Annotated in this window: 16 protein-coding genes; 7 read left to right on the top strand and 9 right to left on the bottom strand. The window is 70.8% G+C overall.

What is annotated here, in order from left to right; all coding sequences use genetic code 11:
• The first annotated feature begins 23 nt into the window (after window positions 1-23).
• Complete coding sequence (locus BM362_RS42750; RefSeq protein WP_093577017.1) at window positions 24-1,490, top strand: flavin-containing monooxygenase; 1,467 nt, start codon at window positions 24-26, stop codon at window positions 1,488-1,490.
• A gap of 377 nt (window positions 1,491-1,867) precedes the next feature.
• On the opposite strand, the gene BM362_RS42745 is transcribed toward BM362_RS42750, so the two are convergent.
• From BM362_RS42745 to BM362_RS42720, 6 genes are all read right to left on the bottom strand, one after another.
• Window positions 1,868-3,028, bottom strand: coding sequence for a VWA domain-containing protein (locus BM362_RS42745; protein WP_093577016.1), 1,161 nt, complete (start codon window positions 3,026-3,028; stop codon window positions 1,868-1,870).
• On the bottom strand, window positions 3,025-5,205 hold the full coding sequence (locus tag BM362_RS42740; RefSeq protein WP_093577015.1) for a DUF5682 family protein: 2,181 nt from the start codon (window positions 5,203-5,205) through the stop codon (window positions 3,025-3,027). The genes BM362_RS42745 and BM362_RS42740 overlap by 4 nt, the downstream gene beginning before the upstream one ends.
• Window positions 5,202-6,287 carry an ATP-binding protein gene (locus BM362_RS42735; protein ID WP_093577014.1) on the bottom strand — a complete coding sequence of 362 codons (1,086 nt, stop codon included), beginning with the start codon at window positions 6,285-6,287 and terminating at the stop codon, window positions 5,202-5,204. Before BM362_RS42735 ends, BM362_RS42740 begins: the two co-directional genes overlap by 4 nt.
• Window positions 6,284-7,726, bottom strand: a complete 1,443-nt coding sequence (locus BM362_RS42730; RefSeq protein ID WP_167545656.1) for a DUF5691 domain-containing protein — start codon at window positions 7,724-7,726, stop codon at window positions 6,284-6,286. Before BM362_RS42730 ends, BM362_RS42735 begins: the two co-directional genes overlap by 4 nt.
• On the bottom strand, window positions 7,723-9,036 hold the full coding sequence (locus BM362_RS42725; protein ID WP_167545655.1) for an SWIM zinc finger family protein: 1,314 nt from the start codon (window positions 9,034-9,036) through the stop codon (window positions 7,723-7,725). The genes BM362_RS42730 and BM362_RS42725 overlap by 4 nt, the downstream gene beginning before the upstream one ends.
• A gap of 458 nt (window positions 9,037-9,494) precedes the next feature.
• The gene (locus tag BM362_RS42720) at window positions 9,495-10,652 is read right to left on the bottom strand and encodes an NAD-dependent epimerase/dehydratase family protein (protein WP_093577011.1); all 1,158 of its coding nucleotides are present in this window, start codon (window positions 10,650-10,652) and stop codon (window positions 9,495-9,497) included.
• 188 nt (window positions 10,653-10,840) lie between these two features.
• On the opposite strand from BM362_RS42720, the gene BM362_RS42715 reads away from it, so the two are divergent.
• Complete coding sequence (locus tag BM362_RS42715) at window positions 10,841-11,347, top strand: GtrA family protein (protein ID WP_067589042.1); 507 nt, start codon at window positions 10,841-10,843, stop codon at window positions 11,345-11,347.
• Here the strand turns inward: BM362_RS42715 and BM362_RS42710 are convergent.
• Window positions 11,277-13,451: a glycosyltransferase family 2 protein gene (locus BM362_RS42710; RefSeq protein WP_093577010.1), complete on the bottom strand. Its 2,175-nt coding sequence runs from the start codon at window positions 13,449-13,451 to the stop codon at window positions 11,277-11,279. The genes BM362_RS42715 and BM362_RS42710 overlap by 71 nt on opposite strands.
• The gene (locus tag BM362_RS42705) at window positions 13,448-14,392 is read right to left on the bottom strand and encodes an NAD-dependent epimerase/dehydratase family protein (protein WP_093577009.1); all 945 of its coding nucleotides are present in this window, start codon (window positions 14,390-14,392) and stop codon (window positions 13,448-13,450) included. The genes BM362_RS42710 and BM362_RS42705 overlap by 4 nt, the downstream gene beginning before the upstream one ends.
• Window positions 14,393-14,616: 224 nt before the next feature.
• Here BM362_RS42705 and BM362_RS42700 point away from each other — a divergent pair, with 224 nt between their 5' ends.
• The 3 genes from BM362_RS42700 to BM362_RS42690 are packed head-to-tail and all read left to right on the top strand — an operon-like array spanning window position 14,617 to window position 16,755.
• Window positions 14,617-15,060, top strand: coding sequence for a hypothetical protein (locus BM362_RS42700; RefSeq protein ID WP_067589048.1), 444 nt, complete (start codon window positions 14,617-14,619; stop codon window positions 15,058-15,060).
• A complete protein-coding gene (locus tag BM362_RS42695; RefSeq protein WP_232791878.1) occupies window positions 15,057-15,665 on the top strand; it encodes a hypothetical protein in 609 nt (202 codons plus the stop codon). The genes BM362_RS42700 and BM362_RS42695 overlap by 4 nt, the downstream gene beginning before the upstream one ends.
• A gap of 7 nt (window positions 15,666-15,672) precedes the next feature.
• Entirely contained in the window at window positions 15,673-16,755 is a 1,083-nt protein-coding gene (locus BM362_RS42690) for a hypothetical protein (protein WP_093577044.1), read from the top strand.
• Here the strand turns inward: BM362_RS42690 and BM362_RS42685 are convergent.
• Window positions 16,697-17,218, bottom strand: coding sequence for a 2'-5' RNA ligase family protein (locus BM362_RS42685; RefSeq protein WP_167545654.1), 522 nt, complete (start codon window positions 17,216-17,218; stop codon window positions 16,697-16,699). The genes BM362_RS42690 and BM362_RS42685 overlap by 59 nt on opposite strands.
• A gap of 171 nt (window positions 17,219-17,389) precedes the next feature.
• On the opposite strand from BM362_RS42685, the gene BM362_RS48030 reads away from it, so the two are divergent.
• Window positions 17,390-17,551 carry a hypothetical protein gene (locus tag BM362_RS48030; RefSeq protein WP_157905059.1) on the top strand — a complete coding sequence of 54 codons (162 nt, stop codon included), beginning with the start codon at window positions 17,390-17,392 and terminating at the stop codon, window positions 17,549-17,551.
• A 123-nt stretch (window positions 17,552-17,674) separates the two neighbouring features.
• Window positions 17,675-18,475, top strand: coding sequence for an alpha/beta fold hydrolase (locus BM362_RS42680; RefSeq protein WP_093577007.1), 801 nt, complete (start codon window positions 17,675-17,677; stop codon window positions 18,473-18,475).
• The last annotated feature ends 17 nt before the right edge of the window (window positions 18,476-18,492 follow it).

Below are 18,492 nucleotides of genomic sequence, written 5' to 3'. Positions count from 1 at the left end.
GTCGCTTCTCGCGGGGAGGAACCGTGGCGCATTTCGATGTCCTGGTCGTCGGAGCCGGGCTTTCCGGCATCGGCGCGGCTTGCCGGCTGCAGCAGCAGGCCCCGGACCGGACGTACGCCATCCTCGAAGCGCGCGACACGATCGGCGGAACCTGGGACCTGTTCCGGTACCCGGGCGTGCGCTCCGACTCGGACATGTTCACGCTCGGCTACCCGTTCCGGCCGTGGCCCCAGGAACAAGCGATCGCGTCCGGGGCCGAGATCCTCGATTACCTCCGCGAGACCGCCGCTGAGCACGGGATCTCCCGGCACATCCGGTTCGGGCATCGGGTTGTCCGCGCGTCCTGGTCGTCCGGCTCGGCCTGCTGGACAGTGGAGGCCTCGCACGAGGGCGAGGCGGTCAGTCACACCTGCTCTTTCCTGTATTTGTGCAGCGGTTACTACAGCTACGAAAACGGCCACGTCGTCGACTTCCCCGGCCGCGACTCGTTCCGCGGCGAGATCGTGCACCCCCAGTTCTGGCCGGAAGAGTCGGACTTCACCGGCAAACGAGTCGTGGTCATCGGCAGCGGCGCCACCGCGGTGACCTTGGTGCCGGAACTGGCTTCCGCGGCGGAGTCAGTGACGATGCTGCAACGATCGCCGAGCTACGTCCTGGCCCGCCCGTGGACGGACTCGCTCGCTCGCCGCCTCCGCCGAATCCTGCCTTCGCGGCTGGTTTACCACCTGGTGCGGGCGAAGAACGTCCTGGTGACAACGTTGTTGTACCAGTTCTCACGCCGACAGCCCCAGCGCGCGGCGGCTTTCTTGCGCGATGCTGCCGCGAAGCAATTACCCGCTTCGATCCCAGTCGACCCCCATTTCTCGCCGCGGTACCGGCCCTGGGATCAGCGCCTCTGCCTGACGCCCGGAGCGGATTTCTTCCGCGCGCTCCGCAGCGGTCAAGCGGACATCGTCACCGACCGGATCGACCGCTTCACGCCCGACGGCATCATGCTGGAATCCGGCGCGCAGTTGCCCGCGGACGTGGTCGTCACCGCGACCGGCTTGCGGGTGATCGCGTTCGGCGGCATCGAGCTGAGCGTGGACGGCGAGGTGATCGAACCGTCGGAACAGCTGGTGTACAAGGGAATGATGCTCGGCGGGGTACCGAACCTCGCGTGGTGCATCGGCTACGTGAACGCCTCCTGGACGCTGCGCTCAGACCTCGTCTCGCGGTACGTGTGCCGATTGCTGAACCACCTGTCGCGCAACGGTTTCGACACCTGTGTGCCCCGCCCGCCCGCGATCCCGTCCACTCGGCGGCGGCCGATCATGGACCTGACGTCGGGTTACCTCACCCGCGCCGCCTCGGTGCTGCCGCGCCAAGGCGACCGGCGGCCGTGGCTGATGCGGCAGAACTACCTGCTGGACGCCGCGGACCTGCGCTTGAGCCGCGTGGACGACGGGGTGCTGCGGTTCGGGAGAGCGAAGTCCCGGAACAGCGCTTGACCTCCGGATCTCGGCGCTGGCCGGGTTTCGCCGTGCTCCGGCGAGGGGCTGTCCCGATCCTGCCGGGACGATTCCGTTCGACCTGATCGGTTTCGGGAAAGCCGGACGAAGCGGTAACGGGAGTACCCGGCGTGCGCCGCGATGGCGTCCGGATCACGGGGTTCGGCCCAGGCCCGAGCGCAGCTGCGCACACTGAACCGCAGTCGCCGAACTGGAGGTCAGTTCCCCTCCCGGCGGGAACCCGCGCTCCGGGCGGCACCCTCGGTTCCGACGCGGACTGCCGCCATCGGATCCGGCGGAGGCAGTTCCGCGGACCCGCCGCCAGCCTCGAACGCTCCGCGACCGCGCTCCGGTGCGGCAGGTCCTTCAGCGGCAGGTCACTGGGCTGTTGCCGAGGCGGCCCAGCGGGTCAAGTCCTCCCTTCGGAGCGCGGCGGCCAGCAGATCCGGGAAAAGGTCCGGCGTGCAGGCGAAAGCGGGCACCCCCAGCTCACTGAGCGCGGCCGCGTTCTCGTGGTCGTAGAACGGCGCTCCGGAGTCCGCCAGGGCCAGCAGCGCGACCACCTGCACTCCGGATCCCGCCAGGTCCGCGACCCGGCGCAGCAGGTCGTCTCGTACTCCGCCTTCGTACAGGTCGCTGATCAGCACCAGGAGGGTCTGTTCGGGGCGTTCCACGAGTCCTTGGCAGTAGGCCAATGCGCGGTTGATGTCGGTGCCGCCGCCCAGCTGGGTGCCGAACAGGAGGTCGACGGGGTCGTCGAGGTGATCGGACAGATCGGCGACCGCGGTGTCGAACGCGACGAATTTCGTGCTCAGTGCACGCATCGAGGCGAGGGCGGCACCGAAAACGCCTGAGTACACCACGGATTCTGCCATGGAGCCGGACTGGTCGACAGCCAGGATCACGTCGCGCCGGACGCTTTGCTCTCGGCGGCCGAAGCCGAAAAGCTGTTCGGGCACAATGGTTTTCAACTCGGGGGAGTAGTGCTTCAGATTTCGGCGGACGGTGCGGTTCCAGTCGATGTCCGCGCCTCGGGGGCGTTGGGCGCGGGCTGCGCGGTCCAGTGCGCCGCGGACTGCCGCGCGGGTGCGTTCGGCCAGGCGTTCCTCCAGCTCGGTGACGACTTTGCGGACAACAGCGCGTGCGGTTTCCTTCGTCTCTTCGGGCAGGACGTTGGTGAGGGACAAGAGGGTTCCGACCAGGTGGACGTCCGGTTCCACGGCGCTGAGCAGTTCCGGTTCCAGCAGCATCCGGGTGATGCCCAAGCGGTCTACGGCGTCGCGTTGCATGACCTGGACGACGGAGCCGGGGAAGTACTTCCGGATGTCGCCGAGCCAGCGCGCCACTCGCGGCGCGGAGGCTTGCAGGCCGCCGCTGCGGTCGCCGCTGCTGCGCGGGTTTTTGGGGCGCTCGTCGTAGAGGGCGGCCAGCACGTTGTCGACGCCGGTGTCCCCTTCCGACAGTGCTTGGCCGGTGCCGTCGGAATCTCCGCCCAGCACTAGGCGCCAGCGGCGGAGGCGTTCGGGATCGGTGGTCACGGGGTGGCTCCTAGAAGGGTGGCGAAGACCGGCAGGGCGGCTGCGGCGCGGGTCTCGTCGAGGTCTTCGGCGAGCGCCGGTTCGATCCGGCGAGCGCCGGACAGCGTGGCGGCGCGTTCGCCGATGGCGCGTTTTTCCGGACCGGCGAAGGTGCCGAAAGTACGGCGCAGCAAGGGAAGCACCTCGCTGAAGACCTCGGGCGGGATCGAGGTCAGCCAGGTGTCGACGACGTGCAGCATGCGTTCGTCGTGGACCAGCAGGAGGGCGCCGCCGGAGAAGAAGCCTTCTACGTAGGCCGCGCCGTCGGTCGGGGAGATGCCGGGGGTGAGCATGCGGCTCAGCCGGAGTTCGACCTCGGCGCCGTCCAGCAGGTCGGCGTCGTGCAGGAGGCGCACGATGCGGCCTGCCAAGAGCGGCGGCAGGGCATCGCGGGTGGACAGGCGGGCCAGGGCGGCGAACCAGCGGTCGCGGGCGGCGTCGCCGAGGAGATCGGTGGCTTCGTGGACGTCGTCGACCAGTTCGCAGAACTGTGCGGCGGCCTCCTCGTCGATGCCGTGCACGGCGGGCGGAAGGCCGGCGCAGACCCGGGTGAGGATCCGGTCGGCGACTTCTTGCAGCTGTGCGGTGTCGGTGCCGCGAACATCGCCGTAGCGGGTCGCCCGCGCCAGCGGAGGCAGGGCCGTCATGAGGTGCGCGACGTCTGCGTCGGCGGCGGCGCGGGTGTCCAGGGCGGCGAGGGTTTCCGGCAGGGCGTCGCCCAGGTCGGCCAGGAGGCAGCGTTCCACCGCGGCGGTGATGTCGGCGAGTGAGGGCGATCCGCCGACGGTCTCGCGCACGACCGCGGTGGCGGCGGCGGGCACGGTGGTCCCGTGTACCGCCGCTGCGACCAGGTCGACCTCGAAACCTGGTTCCCAGCACACGGTCCAGGTCTCGCGGAAGGTGCCTTTGTTCCGCACCGAGGACAGTTCCGGTTCGCCCCAGGGGATGCCGAGGATGTGCAGGCGGTGCAGCAGGCGCGAGCGGTCCAGGCCGCCGGGGGTGCGCAGGTCCAGATCCAGTTCTCGCGCTTGAGGCTCGCGTTTGAGCCGGAGCCGCCGGGCGGTGGCGACCAGGTCGGCGGCCAGCGGCGCTTGCGGCACGCGGTCCGGGACCTCGCCGAGCAGTTCGCCGACTACGAGCCGCCGCGTGACCAGGTCGGCCTGGACGTCGTCGCCGCCGCACAGGACCGCTCGGGCGGCGGCGTCGACCTCGGCCAGCCCGGCGGACGACCGGCCGCGCAGCGCGGCCAGCGTGTCGGCCAGCCGCACTGCTTCGATCACGTGCGCGGTGGAGACGGGCAGGTCTTCCTCGCGCAGGACTCCGGCGACGGCGGTGAGCCACCGGGTGGTGACGTCGCCGGAGGTGCTGAACAGGTGGTGGTACCAGCCGGGCGAGCGGACGCCCGCGCCGTAGCCGGTGACCGACGCGAGCCTGCCGTGTGTCCACGGCACCCACGTGCACACGACCTTCCGCTTCGGGAGTCCTTTGAGGACAGCCTGGTCCTTGGCCGCGGGCGGCAGCGGATCGGCCAGCGCGGGCACGTGCCAGGCCCCGCACACCACGGCGATCCGCTGGCAGCCTTCCTTCCGCGTCTTGCGCAGCACGTTCCGCATGTAGGCCTCGCGCCGCTGCTCGTGCGGATCGTCCGGCCGGTCGCCCTCGCGCAGCGCGGTCATCGCGTCGGCGATCACCTCGAACGCCGATTCCTCGCCTCGGCGGGACTCGACGAAGTCGTCCCACCAGCGTTCCGGATCGTCGTATCCGCCCGCCGCGGCGAGTTCCGCGAGCGGGTCGGTGCGCGGTGCGGTCCGTTCCTCGCCGAGCGCGAACTGGTGTGCCGCGGGAAGATCGCAGAACTTCACCGGAACACCGGCCGCGGCGGCGTACCGCAGGGCCTGCCATTCGGGGCTGAACACCGCGAACGGCCAGAACGCCGCGCGCGACACATCGTCGGACGCGTACGCCAGCAGCGCCACCGGCGGCCGCATGCCCTCGTCCGCGGCGAGATCGACGAGCTGGTCCGCCTCCGGCGGCCCCTCGATCAGCACCACGTCCGGTTCCAGCTCGGCGAGCCGGGCGGCGACCGCCCGCGCCGAACCGGGACCGTGATGCCGGATCCCGAGGAGATGAGTGGTCATCCGGCGATCTCCTGGCCTGCCCGGTAGAAGTCGGCCCAGCCTTCCCGCTCGCGCACCACGGTCTCCAGGTACTCGCTCCAGATCGCCCTGTCGGCGACCGGATCCTTCACCACCGCACCGTGAATCCCGGCCGCGACGTCCTGCGCGCGCAGCACGCCGTCGCCGAAGTGCGCGGCCAGCGCGAGACCGCCGGTGAGCACGCTGATCGCTTCGGCTGTCGAGAGCGTGCCCGACGGGGTTTTCACCGCGGTGCGGCCGTCCTCGGTGCGGCCCGCCCGCAGTTCGCGGAAAACCGTGACCACCCGGCGGATTTCGGCGAGATCGGCGGCTTCGGCGGGCAGCGACAGCGCCGCGCCCAGCTGACCGACTCGCCGCCGGACGATGTCCACCTCGGCTTCCGCGGTGTCCGGCAGCGGGAGCACGACGGTGTTGAACCGCCGCCGCAGCGCGCTCGACAGCTCGTTGACGCCCTTGTCCCGGTTGTTCGCCGTGGCCACCAGCGTGAACCCGGGCCGGGCCTGCACCTCGGAGCCCAGCTCGGGGATCGGCAGCGTCTTCTCGGACAGGATCGTGATCAGCGAGTCCTGCACGTCCGCCGGGATCCGGGTGAGTTCCTCGAGCCGCGCGACCTTGCCGTCGCGCATCGCGCGCAGGACCGGGCTTTCGACCAGCGCCCGGTCGCTCGGTCCTTCGGCGATGAGCCGCGCGTAGTTCCAGCCGTAGCGGATCTGCTCCTCGGCGGTGCCCGCGGTGCCTTGGACGAGCAGCGTGGAGTCCCCGCTGATCGCCGCCGCGAGGTGCTCGGACACCCAGGTCTTCGCCGTGCCCGGCACGCCGAGCAGCAGCAGCGCGCGGTCGGTGGCGAGGGTGGCGACCGCGACCTCGACCAGCCGCCGCGGGCCGACGTACTTCGGGCTGATCACGGTGCCGTCGTCGAGTGTGCCGCCGAGCAGGTAGGTGACCACCGCCCACGGGGAAAGCCGCCACGACGGCGGTTTCGCCCGGTCGTCGGCCGCGGCGAGGGCGGCCAGTTCGCCGGCGTATTCCTGTTCGGCGTGCGGCCGGAGGACGGGGGAGATCATGCGAGCTCCTTGTGCATTTCACGGCGGAAGGACAGGGTTTCGGCGACCGCGCGCCGCCACGGGGCGGCTTCGCCGGGAAGCGGGACCTCGGCCAGCGGGTGGCCGAGGCAGGCGACGGGCACGGCCTTCGCGATCAGCGCGGCCGCATGCGCGACCAGCCGGTGGTCGCGTTGCCCGGCGACCCAGTCGAGCAGCACCGTGCCGAGCGCGGCGGGCCAGGGCTGCGGCAGGTCGAGGATGAGCCGGGTGAGGGCTTCGACCGGCAGCCCGCGGGTCAGCTTCGCGACCGTGGCGGCCTGTTGTTCGGGCGACAGCACGCCGATGAGCGCGGCGGTGCTGCGCCCGCCCGGTTCGGCTTCCACGAGGGCTTGCGCCCATTGCTCGTCGCGCTGCCGGAGCGCGGCGGTGGCCCAGCTTTCGCGCACCACGTTCAGCGGCGGGCCTTCGACGAGCATCCCGGCCAGTTCGCCCGGGGTGCCGTACCCGGCCCAGAACCGCAGGGGAGCGGCGGCGACGATCGCGCGCAGCCGGGCGGTGCCCTGCCCCGGCCCGGCCGGGACGCGGATGCCGTCGCGGATCAGGCTGTCGTCCGGTTCGGGCGGAGTGAATTCGAGGACGTCGGCCCGCAGCGCGCGGCTGCGCACGGCGACGCAGGCCCGCAGCCGGTCGATCATCCGCTCGCCGAAGGCCGAATCGGGGTACCGGCCGATCAGCCGCAGCGCGATCTCGCGCACCCCGGCCGCCCGGTCGCCGAGCGCGGCTTCGACGAACGGCTCGTCCTGCTCGGCGAGGTGCTCGCCGAGCAGGGCCAGGAACGTCGCCCGGACGTCGGCCGGTTCGTTGCCCCAGGCCGCGGCGAGCCTCTCTCGCGCGCGGGCGGGATCGGCGGCGAGCACGCGTTCCAGCCAGGCTTGCCGACGCGCGGCGGTGCCGAACTGCCAGGCGTCGTCGCTGGTGTCGTCCGCGGCGGCGACCAGGAACGCCCACTCCGGATTCCGTTCGCCGAGCCACGCGCCGACCGGCCCGGCGACCGCGGCGAGCGGCGCCCGCAGCGACACCCGGGTCCGTGCCGCGTCGGCGAGGGCGGGCAGCCGCTCGGCCGGGACGCGGAATCCCTTGTCCGCCACCGTGGCGAGCCATTCCTCGACCAGTTCCGGCCGGTTCGCGGAGAGCAGGTGCCCGAGCCGCGCCCGCGCCGCGGCCGGGATGAACGGACGGGTGTCCTCCGTCGCGGCAGGTTCGGGTTCGATGCCGGTCAGTGGTTGCTGCCCAGCCCGCCGGTAGCCGGTGTACGCCGCCGCGGCGACGAGCGCTTGGTCGGCGGGGTCGGTGCGGCGTTCGGCGACGTCCCTTACCCCGGGCGGTAATCCGGCGGGGTCGAGGGTCCGGCGGCGGGTGCCGAGCAGGACGGTGCTGACGAGGTCGTTCCAGGCAGTCACAGTCGCACCATCCCGCCGCGATGCCAGCAGCTCAACGGCCGCAACCCCGCTGCCGTCCACTCGGCGGCCACCGTCACCGGCCGCTCGGCCGCGAGCGCCAGCAGCGGCCACGGATCCACCGAAGGCGCCAGCGGCAGCGCCGCACCGTCCACATCGGACAACGCCCACTCGTCCCCGTGCCGCGCCGGGCGGAGTTCGCTCAACAGCACCGGCCACCGGTCCAGCCAAGGATCGGCCGCGAGCGCGGCAGCACGTTCGGCGAGCGCGGCGGCGCAGGTCCCGCCAACCGGCCCGCCTTCCGGAGCGACGGGTTCCTCCCGATGGTCGAACACTGCCCGCAACGGCACCGCACCCGGGTGGAACACCAGCTCTCCCGCGACGACGTACCCCGGCGGCAGCGAGCTGTCCAGCGGACGCCCGGGCGGAGCGAACGACAGCACCAGCGCGTCCCGGCCGCTGCGCTTGCCCCGCAGCCAGGTGCGCCTGCTGCGCAGCGAGTCCTGCTCCTCGTCGATCGCGCCGGTGACCAGCCATTGGTCCGGCACCCGCTCGCCGGACTCCAGCACCTGCGCAGTGCTCACCGAGAACCCCAGCCGGGTCCGGACGGTGCCGGCGAGCCCGGCAGGCAGCGACTCCAGCCTGCTCGCCGCGTCCGCGAGCACGTACACCAGCGACAACTCGGCCAGCAGGCGATCCGGCCAGTCCCGGCCGCGCCCGACCAGCGCCGCTGCCCGGCGCAGGCCGTTCGCCAGCCCGGGAGCTTGCGCGTCGACCATGCGCGAGGCGACCGTGTACAGCTCGTCGGCGCCGCCGCGTTCGAAGGTCGCGAACCCGGCGGACACCCGGTCGGCGAGCCATCCGCACAGCTCAGCGGCTCCGGCGGTGACCCGTGCGAGCCGTTCCTGCGCCCGTTTGGCCGCCGCTTCGAGGTCCTTGGGCGCGTCCGGTTTCTTCTCGGCCCGTTCCGCCCGCGCGGCCCGTTCGTCCAGCCACGGGTGCACCCATCCGGGCTCCTCCGCGCGGGGGACCTGGCCGTCGGCCCAGAGCAGCAGCAATCCCAGCGCGTGCTTGCACGGGAACTTCCGGCTCGGGCAACTGCACCGGAACGCGGGCCCGGCCGTTTCCACCGTCGTCTGGTACGGCCGCTTCCCGCTGCCTTGGCACGCGCCCCAGACAGCACGGCCCGACGCGCCCGCGTCCGACCACTTCGCCGGCGCCGCCTGCCCGCGCCCGGCTTTCGCCGACGCGGCGTCCGGCGCGAGTTCGAGCACCCTCTCGGAGCTCCACCGCGCCGCTGCTTCGTCCCCCACGTTTCCCTTGCCGCTCTTCCGGTTCCGTCCCCCTCGGGGCTGACTCGAAGAGCATCCCACCCGCCACCGACAATTTCGGCACTTCTGCCCGCGCGGGACGTACCGGGTTTGGCCGACGCCGGACTCTGAGCCCCAAGCCGGGGACTTGACCTGCAAGAACGGCCATACGGGCAGCAACCGGGCATCGGTCGGCGATGGCGTCCTTTGTGGACGGCCAGCAGGGGCAGGCCGCCCGGCTCAAGCCGCTGGCATCGGAATTCACCTCCGTGAAGGGCTCCTTGAGGGAATCCGATTCCCCCAAGGAGCCCTTCACGGACGCGAACCGGCACCCGTCCGGTGCCACCCACGGCCGGTTCGGCCCCGGCAGGCCCTTCGGCTCGGCCAGGCGCACTTCACCCCTGTTTCCCGGCGGGAGAGCCGCCTGGTGAAGGCCCCCGCACGGACTTCGGGAAGCGAAATCAGGAAGCTTCGACCGCTCCGCGCCAGCGCACCGTCGGCCGCAGCCGGTCGTCGTTCACCCGGTGCTTGTTCGCGCCGACGATGTCGAACATCGACTCGATCAGCGTGTCCGACAGCAGGTGCGGCTCCAGCCCCAGTCCGACCAGCCCGGTGTGCTTCACGTTGTAGTAGTGCTCGGGCTGCTCCACCCGCGGGTTGTCCAGGTTCTCGATCTGCACCGGCCCGGGGAAGCGGTCCGCCACGACCTCGGCGATCCGGCGCACCGGCATGCTCTCGGTCATCTGGTTGAACACCCGGAACTCGCCGCGCTCGGCCGGGTTCTCCACCGCCAGCCGGATGCACTCGACGGTGTCGCGGATGTCGATCAGGCCGCGGGTCTGCCCGCCCTTGCCGTACACCGTGAGCGGCTGCCCCAGAACGGCCTGGATGACGAACCGGTTGAGCACCGTGCCGAACACCGCGTCGTAGTCGAACCGCGTGGCCAGGCGCGGGTCGAGCACGGTCTGCGGCGTCTGCTGGCCGTACACGACGCCCTGGTTGAGGTCGGTCGCGCGCAGTTCCCAGATCCGGCAGGCGAACTCGATGTTGTGCGAGTCGTGCACCTTCGACAGGTGGTAGAACGAGCCCGGCTTCTTCGGGTACAGCATCCGGTCGCGGCGGCCGTTGTGCTCGACCTCGAGCCAGCCTTCCTCGATGTCGATGTTCGGGGTGCCGTACTCGCCCATCGTGCCCAGTTTGACCAGGTGGATGTCCGGGTCGATCTCGGCGATCGCGTACAGCAGGTTGAGGTTGCCGACCACGTTGTTGTGCTGCGTGTAGACGGCGTGCTCGCGGTCGATCATCGAGTACGGCGCGGACCGCTGCTCGGCGAAATGCACGATCGCCGCCGGACGGAAATCGCGCACCGCGCCGAACAGGAATTCGGCGTCGAGCAGGTCGCCTTCGTAGCGCGCGATCCGCTTTCCGGACACCGCGTGCCACGCGTCGGTGCGGGTGCGCAGGTCTTCGATGGGGACGAGGCTCTCGGCGCCGAGTTCGACGTCGTACTGCCGCCGCGCGAAGTTGTCCAGAACAGCCACTTCGTGGCCTTTGTCCGACAAGTGAAGCGCAGTGGGCCAGCCTAGGTAACCGTCACCGCCGAGAACCAGCACGCGCATCCGGAGCACCCTTTCCTTTCGTTTTCGCGACAGGCACGGCCTTTCGTTGTACACGACGCCCGGTGTCGCGGTGGCAGATCCGAACTTAATCGCCCGCCGCTGATGTTCGGCTGGCAGTCAGCTGTGAATCCGCTGTGGGCCGGGGGGGTCGCGCGGCGGAGCCGGCGGCCCGAGGGGAGACTGGGGACATGACGACGGTAACCAACCCGGCGAACCCCCGCACGGCGGAGGAATCGCCCAAGCCGCCTCGTCGCGGCCTGGGCAGGTTCGTCCGCGCGGCCGCCAGTTCGGTGGCCGCGACCCTGCTCAGCCAGGCCGCGCTGATCGCGGTGCTCGCCGCGGGCGGGGCCCCGTGGCTGGCCAGCGCGTGCGCGTTCGCGGCCGGGGCGGTGCTGAACTTCTTCCTCACCCGGCGCTGGGTGTGGGGCCGCCGCGGCCGTCCCGAACCGGTCCGCGAGCTGCTGCCCTACGTCCTCGTCATCTCCCTCGGCGGCCTCGCGTCGGTCGGCCTGACCACGCTCGCCGGGCACCTGCTCGCGCCGCTGCACCTGCCGCACTTCTGGTGGGTCGTGCTGCTCGACGCGGCGTACGTGCTCAGCTACGCGCTGGTGTTCGTCGCGAAGTTCACGATGCTCGACCGGTTCGTTTTCGGCCGCGGCGCAGCACGTACCCGCGCCACCACGTCCCTGTCATGACCCGCGCGTAGTTCGCGCCGTACACGACGCTGCCGCCCTTCTTGCTCTTGCCCGCCTTGCGCAGCCGCATGCTCATCGGCCGTTCGAGCACGCGCGCGCCTTGCGCGGTCGCGCCCAGCAGCAGTTCCGATGACTGGTACTGCGGTTCGTTCAGCGGGATCGCGCACGCGAGTTCCGCGCGCAGCGAACGGAATCCGAAGGACGTGTCGGAGATCCGCCGCCAGGTCAGGACTGACGCGAGACATGCGAACACGCGCACGCCGATCCAGCGCATCCGGCTGTCAGCCTCTTCATGCCCCAAACGCCGGGAGCCGGTTACGAAATCGGCGGTGCCGTCCAGCAACGGCGCGAGCAGTTCGGCCATTTCGCTGTTGTCGTACTGACCGTCGCCGTCTGTCGTGACGATGTACTTCGCGCCGTTCTCGGCAGCAAGGTGATATCCGAGGCGCAGCGCGGCGCCCTGGCCGCGGTTAGTCGGCGCGACGCACACGTACGCGCCGTGGTCTTCCGCGATGGCCGCGGTGTTGTCCGTACCGCCGTCTACGACCACCAGGACGTCCACCGGCAGCCCGAGACATTCGTCCGGCATCTTCTCCAGCACCTGGCCGATGCCGCCGGCTTCGTTGTACGCGGCGATCACCACGGTCAGCTCGGACAGCTTCGCGCCGGGATGCCGGTCACGGAAGTCCTTGATCGCGCCTTCGTCGACAGCGTCCGGATAACTGCCGAGACGACGACGGCTGGCCACAGTGAGCGTGGTAAACCCGAGCGCTCCGGCGACCGGCAACAGCACGAGCGCGGGCAGCTGATAACGCCAGGAAAACTCGAACACCGCGGACGCGAACAGCAGGAACAAGCCAGTGCCAGCAGCGAACAAGGCACCGCTGCGCGCCGGGTGACGGGGCTTCTTGCGCCGCAGCACGGTCAGCAGGCCGAGCAGCGCGAAGAACCCGAGCACTGCGCCAGGCACGAACCCGCCGTTGATCTGGTAGTCGCGCAGGAACACCGCGATCGGCTCGTTGACCTTGGGATCCGTGCCGTCGTACTGCTGGGTGACCGTCTTGACCACGGCGTCGTCGGCGAACTCCGGGTAGGTCAGCTGGAACTGCCACCGGTCGATCGGCACGTCGTCGGCCGCGGTGTAGCGGGTGAACTGGAAGCTCTTGCCGAAGTCGCCGAGGATCGACGTCGCGACGTCCCACCACTGCGCCTTCAACGTCGTCACCGCGAATTCGTGCGCCAGCTCGCTCTTGTCCGCTCCGGGCGGCAGCGGGCCGGGCCACGCCGGGTCGAGGTCGGCGTGCGTGTAGTTGTCGACCAGCCGGTTCTCGGCCGGTTCGGTGGGGCAGAACTGCCGCACGACCGGATCGAGCTGAAGTTTCGCGCAATCCGCGACCGCGGCGGTGCGGCCGTAGAGCATGCTGCCGGACGGCCCGCTCAGGCCCCATTTTCCGGTCTCCGCCCTGACTTTCCCCGCGTACGGGACCACCACGACGAGGATCGCGAGCAGCCCGGCGCCGGCGTCGCGCCAGCCGCGCCACGAACGCCACGCGCTGCCCGCGGCGAGCACGTACAGCAGGAACGGCGCGGCGATCGTGATGCCGATCAGCCGCACCAGCACGCCGAACCCGACCACGAGGCCGGCCAGCGCGATCCGGCGCCAGTTCGGTTTTCCCTTGGCCAGCACCAGCCACAGCAGCCCGAACAGCAGCGCCTCGAACAGCACCTCGGCCATGATGTTCTGCTCGATCTGCACCTGGTAGGCGTCGAGCAGCAGCGGAGCGGCGGCCAGCGCGCTCACCCAGTCGCGCGCGCCGAGCCGCCGGGCCAGCGCGTAGATCCCGACCGCGATCGCGAGTCCGGCCACGTGCTGCACGGCGGCGACGAAGGACAGTCCGCCGACCGCGAGCAGCGGCCTCAACAGCAGGTCGTAGCCGACCGGGTTGATCCCGTCGGCGCGCAGAGGTTGCAGATTGTCCAGGTAGCGGAAGGAATCGATGTACAGCAGCGCGGGCTGGTAGGCGATCCAGGACAGCACCCGCAGCGTGGTTCCCGCGGCGAGGAGCACCAGCAGGAACGCGTGGCGCCGGAGGAATCCGGTCACGGCGCCTCGGCCCGGTCCAGTCCGGAGAAGTATTTCCAGGCCGTGGCGAGGCCGTCGGCGAGGGTGATTTCCGGGCGGTAGCCGATGGTTTCCGCGCTCGCCGAGACGTCGACGACCACTGCGGGCATCTCCCCGGCCGGCGCGGGCACGTGCTCGATCGGCAACTCGGCACCGGTCACCGCGCGCACGGTCTCGACCATTTCCAGCACTGACACCGAACGTCCGGCACCGACGATCGCGCGGCCGGTGTAACCGCTCTCATACGCGAGCGCGATCGCGCGCACGACGTCGTCTACGTGCACGAGGTCGCGACGCTGCTCGCCGCTGCCGTACACCCGCACGCCTTCATTGTTCAACGCTGCGCGCATCATGCGCGGCACGAAGCTGTCTTTATGCGACATACCAGGCCCGTACACGTTGGTGAAGCGCAGCGCGCACGTCGTGATGCCGTACGCGCCCGCGTAGCCCGACAGCAGCATTTCGCAGGCAGCTTTCGTGGCACCGTATGGCGTAAGCGGCTTCGTGGGCAGGTCGACCGTGATGGTGTTAGTGCCGACGTCGCCGATCACCGCGTTCGTGGACGCGAGAATGAAGCGCGGCACCTCGCGTACGCGGCACAGTTCAAGAAGTTCTTGTGTCACCGCAACGTTCTCCGCGTACGTGTCGCGCGGCAGTTCGACGGACTTCAGCACGGATGTCAGCGCGGCGAGGTGCACGATTCCGCCGACGCCTGCTTCGACAGCTGCTTCGCGAGTTTCGGCGGCACGCAGATCTCCGACGACGACGCGCACTCCCTCGTCCGCCGTCTCGTAGCGCACGCGGTCCACGACCGTGACCGGATAACCGCGCTCACGGAACTCGCGCACGACAGCGCGGCCGATGAAGCCACTGCCGCCGGTGACGACGACGGGTGTCCTTTCGGGACTGTGGGGGAGTGTCATGGCGCACAACCTACCTCCGCAGTCTGTGCGTCACTTGTGCGTCCCTCGCACGCGCGAGCGCGGGACCGCGTGCGGGCACCCCCAGCGACCGCACGCGGATCCCGGTGTTTAGTTTTCTAAACGATGCGCGGGGCGAGTGTAGCTGGAACGGGACAGCTGGTGTCAAGTTTTCGGGACGGTTATGCTGGTCGCTGTTACGGAGACGGAACGGTGGTGGGGGCGGCATGGCCGAGCAGGACCAGGAGCGCAGCTTCGCGGAACGGCTGGCACACCTGATCGCGACCGTGCATCCGCCGGACCGCAAGCCCTACTCCTACCGCGAGATCGCCCAGGGCGTCGCCGACGTGACCGGCGTCAGCATGTCGGCCACGCATGTCCAGCAGCTGGCCGTCGGCGCCCGGCGCGACCCGAAGCGGTCGCACATCCAGGCGCTCGCGCGGTTCTTCGGCGTGCCGGTCACCTACTTCTTCGACGACGAGGTCGCCGGCCGGGTCGACGAGCAGGTGGCCGACGTGGTCGCCTGGCGCGACACCCAGGCCCGTGGCCTGGCGCAGCGCGCGATGCGGCTGTCCGAGCGCGACCGGCGGACCGTTTCCGCCCTGATGGACCAGCTCGCCAGCTACGCCGAGGGACGCGAACGCACCCGGCGCGGACGCAAGCCCGAGTGATCCGGGCGGCTATGCTGGCGGCGGCCGGAACGCCGGGGACTCCCTGGTGCACCAGGCTGGTCCAGCCGCCGATCGCCTCGGGAGGGGACATCGACCCGACCGTGCGAGTGCGCGCCCGCGACCGGGTGCGCGACCTGCTGCGGCACGTGCCCGCCCCGCGGCCGTGGTCGATGAACGCGTGGATCGACCGGCTGGAACGGCACCGCGGCCGCGACATCGACCTGGTCGCGGTCGACTACGCGCCCGGCCGGCCCTCCGGCGCGTGGCAGCGGCACGACGGCTTCGACCTCATCGCGTACGCGGCGGGCACGTCGTCGCTGCACCAGGACCACATCATCGCCCACGAAATCGCCCACCTGCTGTGCGAGCACCGCGGCGAATGCGTGCTCACCGACTCCGAAGCGGCGACGCTCGCGCCGGATCTCAGCGCGCACCTGCTGTCGCATCTGCTCGCCCGCGTCACCGCGAATTCCGACGAGTACGAAGCGGAGCTTATTGCCGTGTTCCTGATGAGCGCCGCCACTGAGGACGGCGCCCAGTTGCGGCCAGGTGCTTCCGGCCCGGCAGCGGATCGCGCGCGGCGCTTCGCGTCGCTGCTCGGGTAGCGCGCGGATGATCGACGTTCTCTTCTTCGGGGTCGGCCTGCTCGCCCTCGCAGCCGGGATCTGGCGCGCGGTGCGAGCGCGGCGGACTGGCGCCGGCGCGGGGCTCGCGACCAGCCTGATCGCCCTCGGCGTCGCGTTGTGCTTGCTCGCCGACAGTGCGCAGGCGATCGAGAGCCAGCTATACCCGAGCCTTGGGCGGCTGCTGTCGAACCTCGCGACGATGGTGGCCGCGTACGGCATCGAAGTGACTGTCGCGGAGATCGGTGGCGTGGCAGAGCGTCGACGGCGCGCGCGGCTCGGGGCGTTGATTGTCGCACTCGTCGTGCTCACTGCGTCGTTCTTCGCGACGCGCGGGCTGCCGACGGGTGTCGGGCTCTTCGACGAGCTGTACCGGTCGAATCCGACACTGGTCGTGTACATCGTCGTCTACACGCTGTACCTGGGTTTGGCGGTGGCGGACATCGCTGTGGTGTCGGCCGGGGCGGTGCGCGCGGGTACCGGTGCGTTGCGGGCTGGACTAGGCATCATGCTCGCGGCCTGTGTGTTCGCTTTCGCTTATCTGATCGGCAAAATCGTCGATCTGATCAGCGATCTGACCGCGGAGCATCCGGTCACGAAGCTGTGCCGCGGCGCGTTCTCGACCGTCCAGTGCACGCTCGCGGTCGGTTTTCCGGCGGTTTCGGTGCTGCTCATCGTGGTGGGCCTGACGGTGCCCGCGTTGCCCGCTTTGGGCCGGGCGGTGCGCGACGCGCGGACGCGGACGGTGCTTCGGCCGCTGCGGGAGCACCTGGCTTCCCGGTATCCGGATGTCGTCCGGCTTGACGACGCGTCGGGGACCGGCCGGGAGCGGTTGTTGACGATGATGAGCGAGATCAACGACGGGTTGCTGCTGTCCGGGGTCGGGCCTGAGTTGTCGCCGAGCGCGGCGGTGCAGGTGTTGCGCAGTTCGGCACTGGTGCCGGACGAGCCCGCGGAATCGCCGGTGCTGCCGCAGGAGACCGCTTTCGCGGCTGATGTGGCTCGGCTGCGGGCTATCGCGCAGGCATTCCGAGCGGGGCCGACAGCCGGAGCTGCCAACCCTGCTCCGTGAGCACGACTAGGTGCAGCGTGTCCGCCCTGGCGGTGATCGGCAGCGCTGCTCGCGCGCGTTCGGCGACCTCGGCGCGCTGGTCGTCGCTGCCGCCGAGGGCGATCGTCAGGTGCGCTGGCGGGTGCGCTCCGAAGCGCCCGCCGTACGGGGGCACGTCGGGCCAGTGGTCGCACACGGCGTCGGCGAGGGGCTGTAGCGCCGGGGTGGCCGCTGCGACGAATCCGGGCGCGGTGACCAGATCGGCGAGCTGCACGTCAGTCGCGGGGAAGCTCGCGGCGAGCTGCGTGATGCCGGTGTCGGTTCGCTCGCTGAGCCGGTCGGCGGGCAGGAACGGGTACAGCGCCGTGACGTGCGGCGGAAGGCCGGGGCGGACGAGTCCGGGGTCGACCGCCGCGGCGGTTTCGAGCAGGACGGCGGCGGAGGGGAGCGTGACTACGAGCGCGCTGGTTCCGGGCGTGGGCACGGTCCCGATCCTGCCGGACCGCCCGCGCCGGCGCACCGCAAGGGCCTTCTCTCGCCGGAGAGGAAAGGCAACCCTTTCTTTTCTGCTTCTTCCGGGGAATTCCGCTTGACCGAACCCTAAGTCTTCCCCAAGTCCGCCGACGGCGATTCCCGGCGGTCCTACACTCGGTGGATGAAGATCGTCCTATGGACCGCATTGTGCGGATTGTGCGCCGTCACCGGCCACGTGCTCCTGGGCGTCGTGGCAGGTTTCCTTCTGCTGGCTTGTGTTCCGCGCCGTCCCGCCGCGGGGCGGCCGGCACCCGAAAGAGAATTGATCAGCTCCCGCGGCTGACTTTCCGGGGAATTCTCCCGGAATTGCCGCCCGGAGCCCGGCGCTGCCTCCCGCGGGCCGCCGGAGCCCCGGAATTGTCGGTGCCGTGCGGTACAACGGTGGCCGGCGAACAGGGAGGGAACGATGCATTACGTCGAACACGGTTCCGGCACGCCGGTGCTGGCCGTCCACGGCTGGACGCCGGACCACCGCCTGATGACCGGCTGTCTCGAACCGGTCTTCGCGCGGCGGCCCGGATTCCGGCGGATCTACCCGGACCTGCCCGGGATGGGCGAGTCGCCCGCCGGGTCCGCGCGCGGGTCCGACGACCTCCTCGCGGGGCTGGAAGGCCTGGTGGACGACCTCCTCGGGGACGAGCCGTTCCTGCTGGCCGGCGAGTCGTACGGCGGTTATCTGGCGCGCGGGCTGACGCGGGCGCGGCCCGCACAGGTCGCCGGGCTGGCGCTGGTGTGCCCGCTCAGCCGCCCGGTGCCGGTGCTGGAGCGGGACGTGCCGGACCACGAGGTGCTGCGCGCCGATCCGGAACTGCTGGCGGGTCTCGATCCGGCCGAGGCGGCGGAGTACGGCGAGGTGGCGGTGGTCCAGTCCGCGCAGACGCTGGCGCGTTTCCGCGCGGACGTCGCGCCGGGCCTGGCGGCCGCCGACCGGGCCGCACTGCAGCGGATGCTGGCGGGCTGGAGGTTGTCGGTCGACCCGGAAAGCGGCCCGGCGTACCGGAAACCGGCACTGATCGTGTGCGGCCGGCAGGACGCTTCCACGGGATTCGCGGAGTCGTACGGATTGCTGGGGCACTATCCGCGGGCGAGTTACGCGGTGCTCGACCGGGCGGGGCACAACCTGCAGTTCGAGCAGCCGGTGCTGTTCGAGGCGCTGCTGGAGGAATGGCTGGACCGGGTCGCGGAGGGGAGTGATGCGGTGATGTGAGGCGCGAGCGGTGCGGT

The organism is Amycolatopsis rubida, assembly GCF_900115345.1.
Taxonomy (GTDB): domain Bacteria; phylum Actinomycetota; class Actinomycetes; order Mycobacteriales; family Pseudonocardiaceae; genus Amycolatopsis; species Amycolatopsis rubida.
Note: the sequence above shows the minus strand (reverse complement) of the source record. Positions and strands in the feature narration are given on the sequence as shown.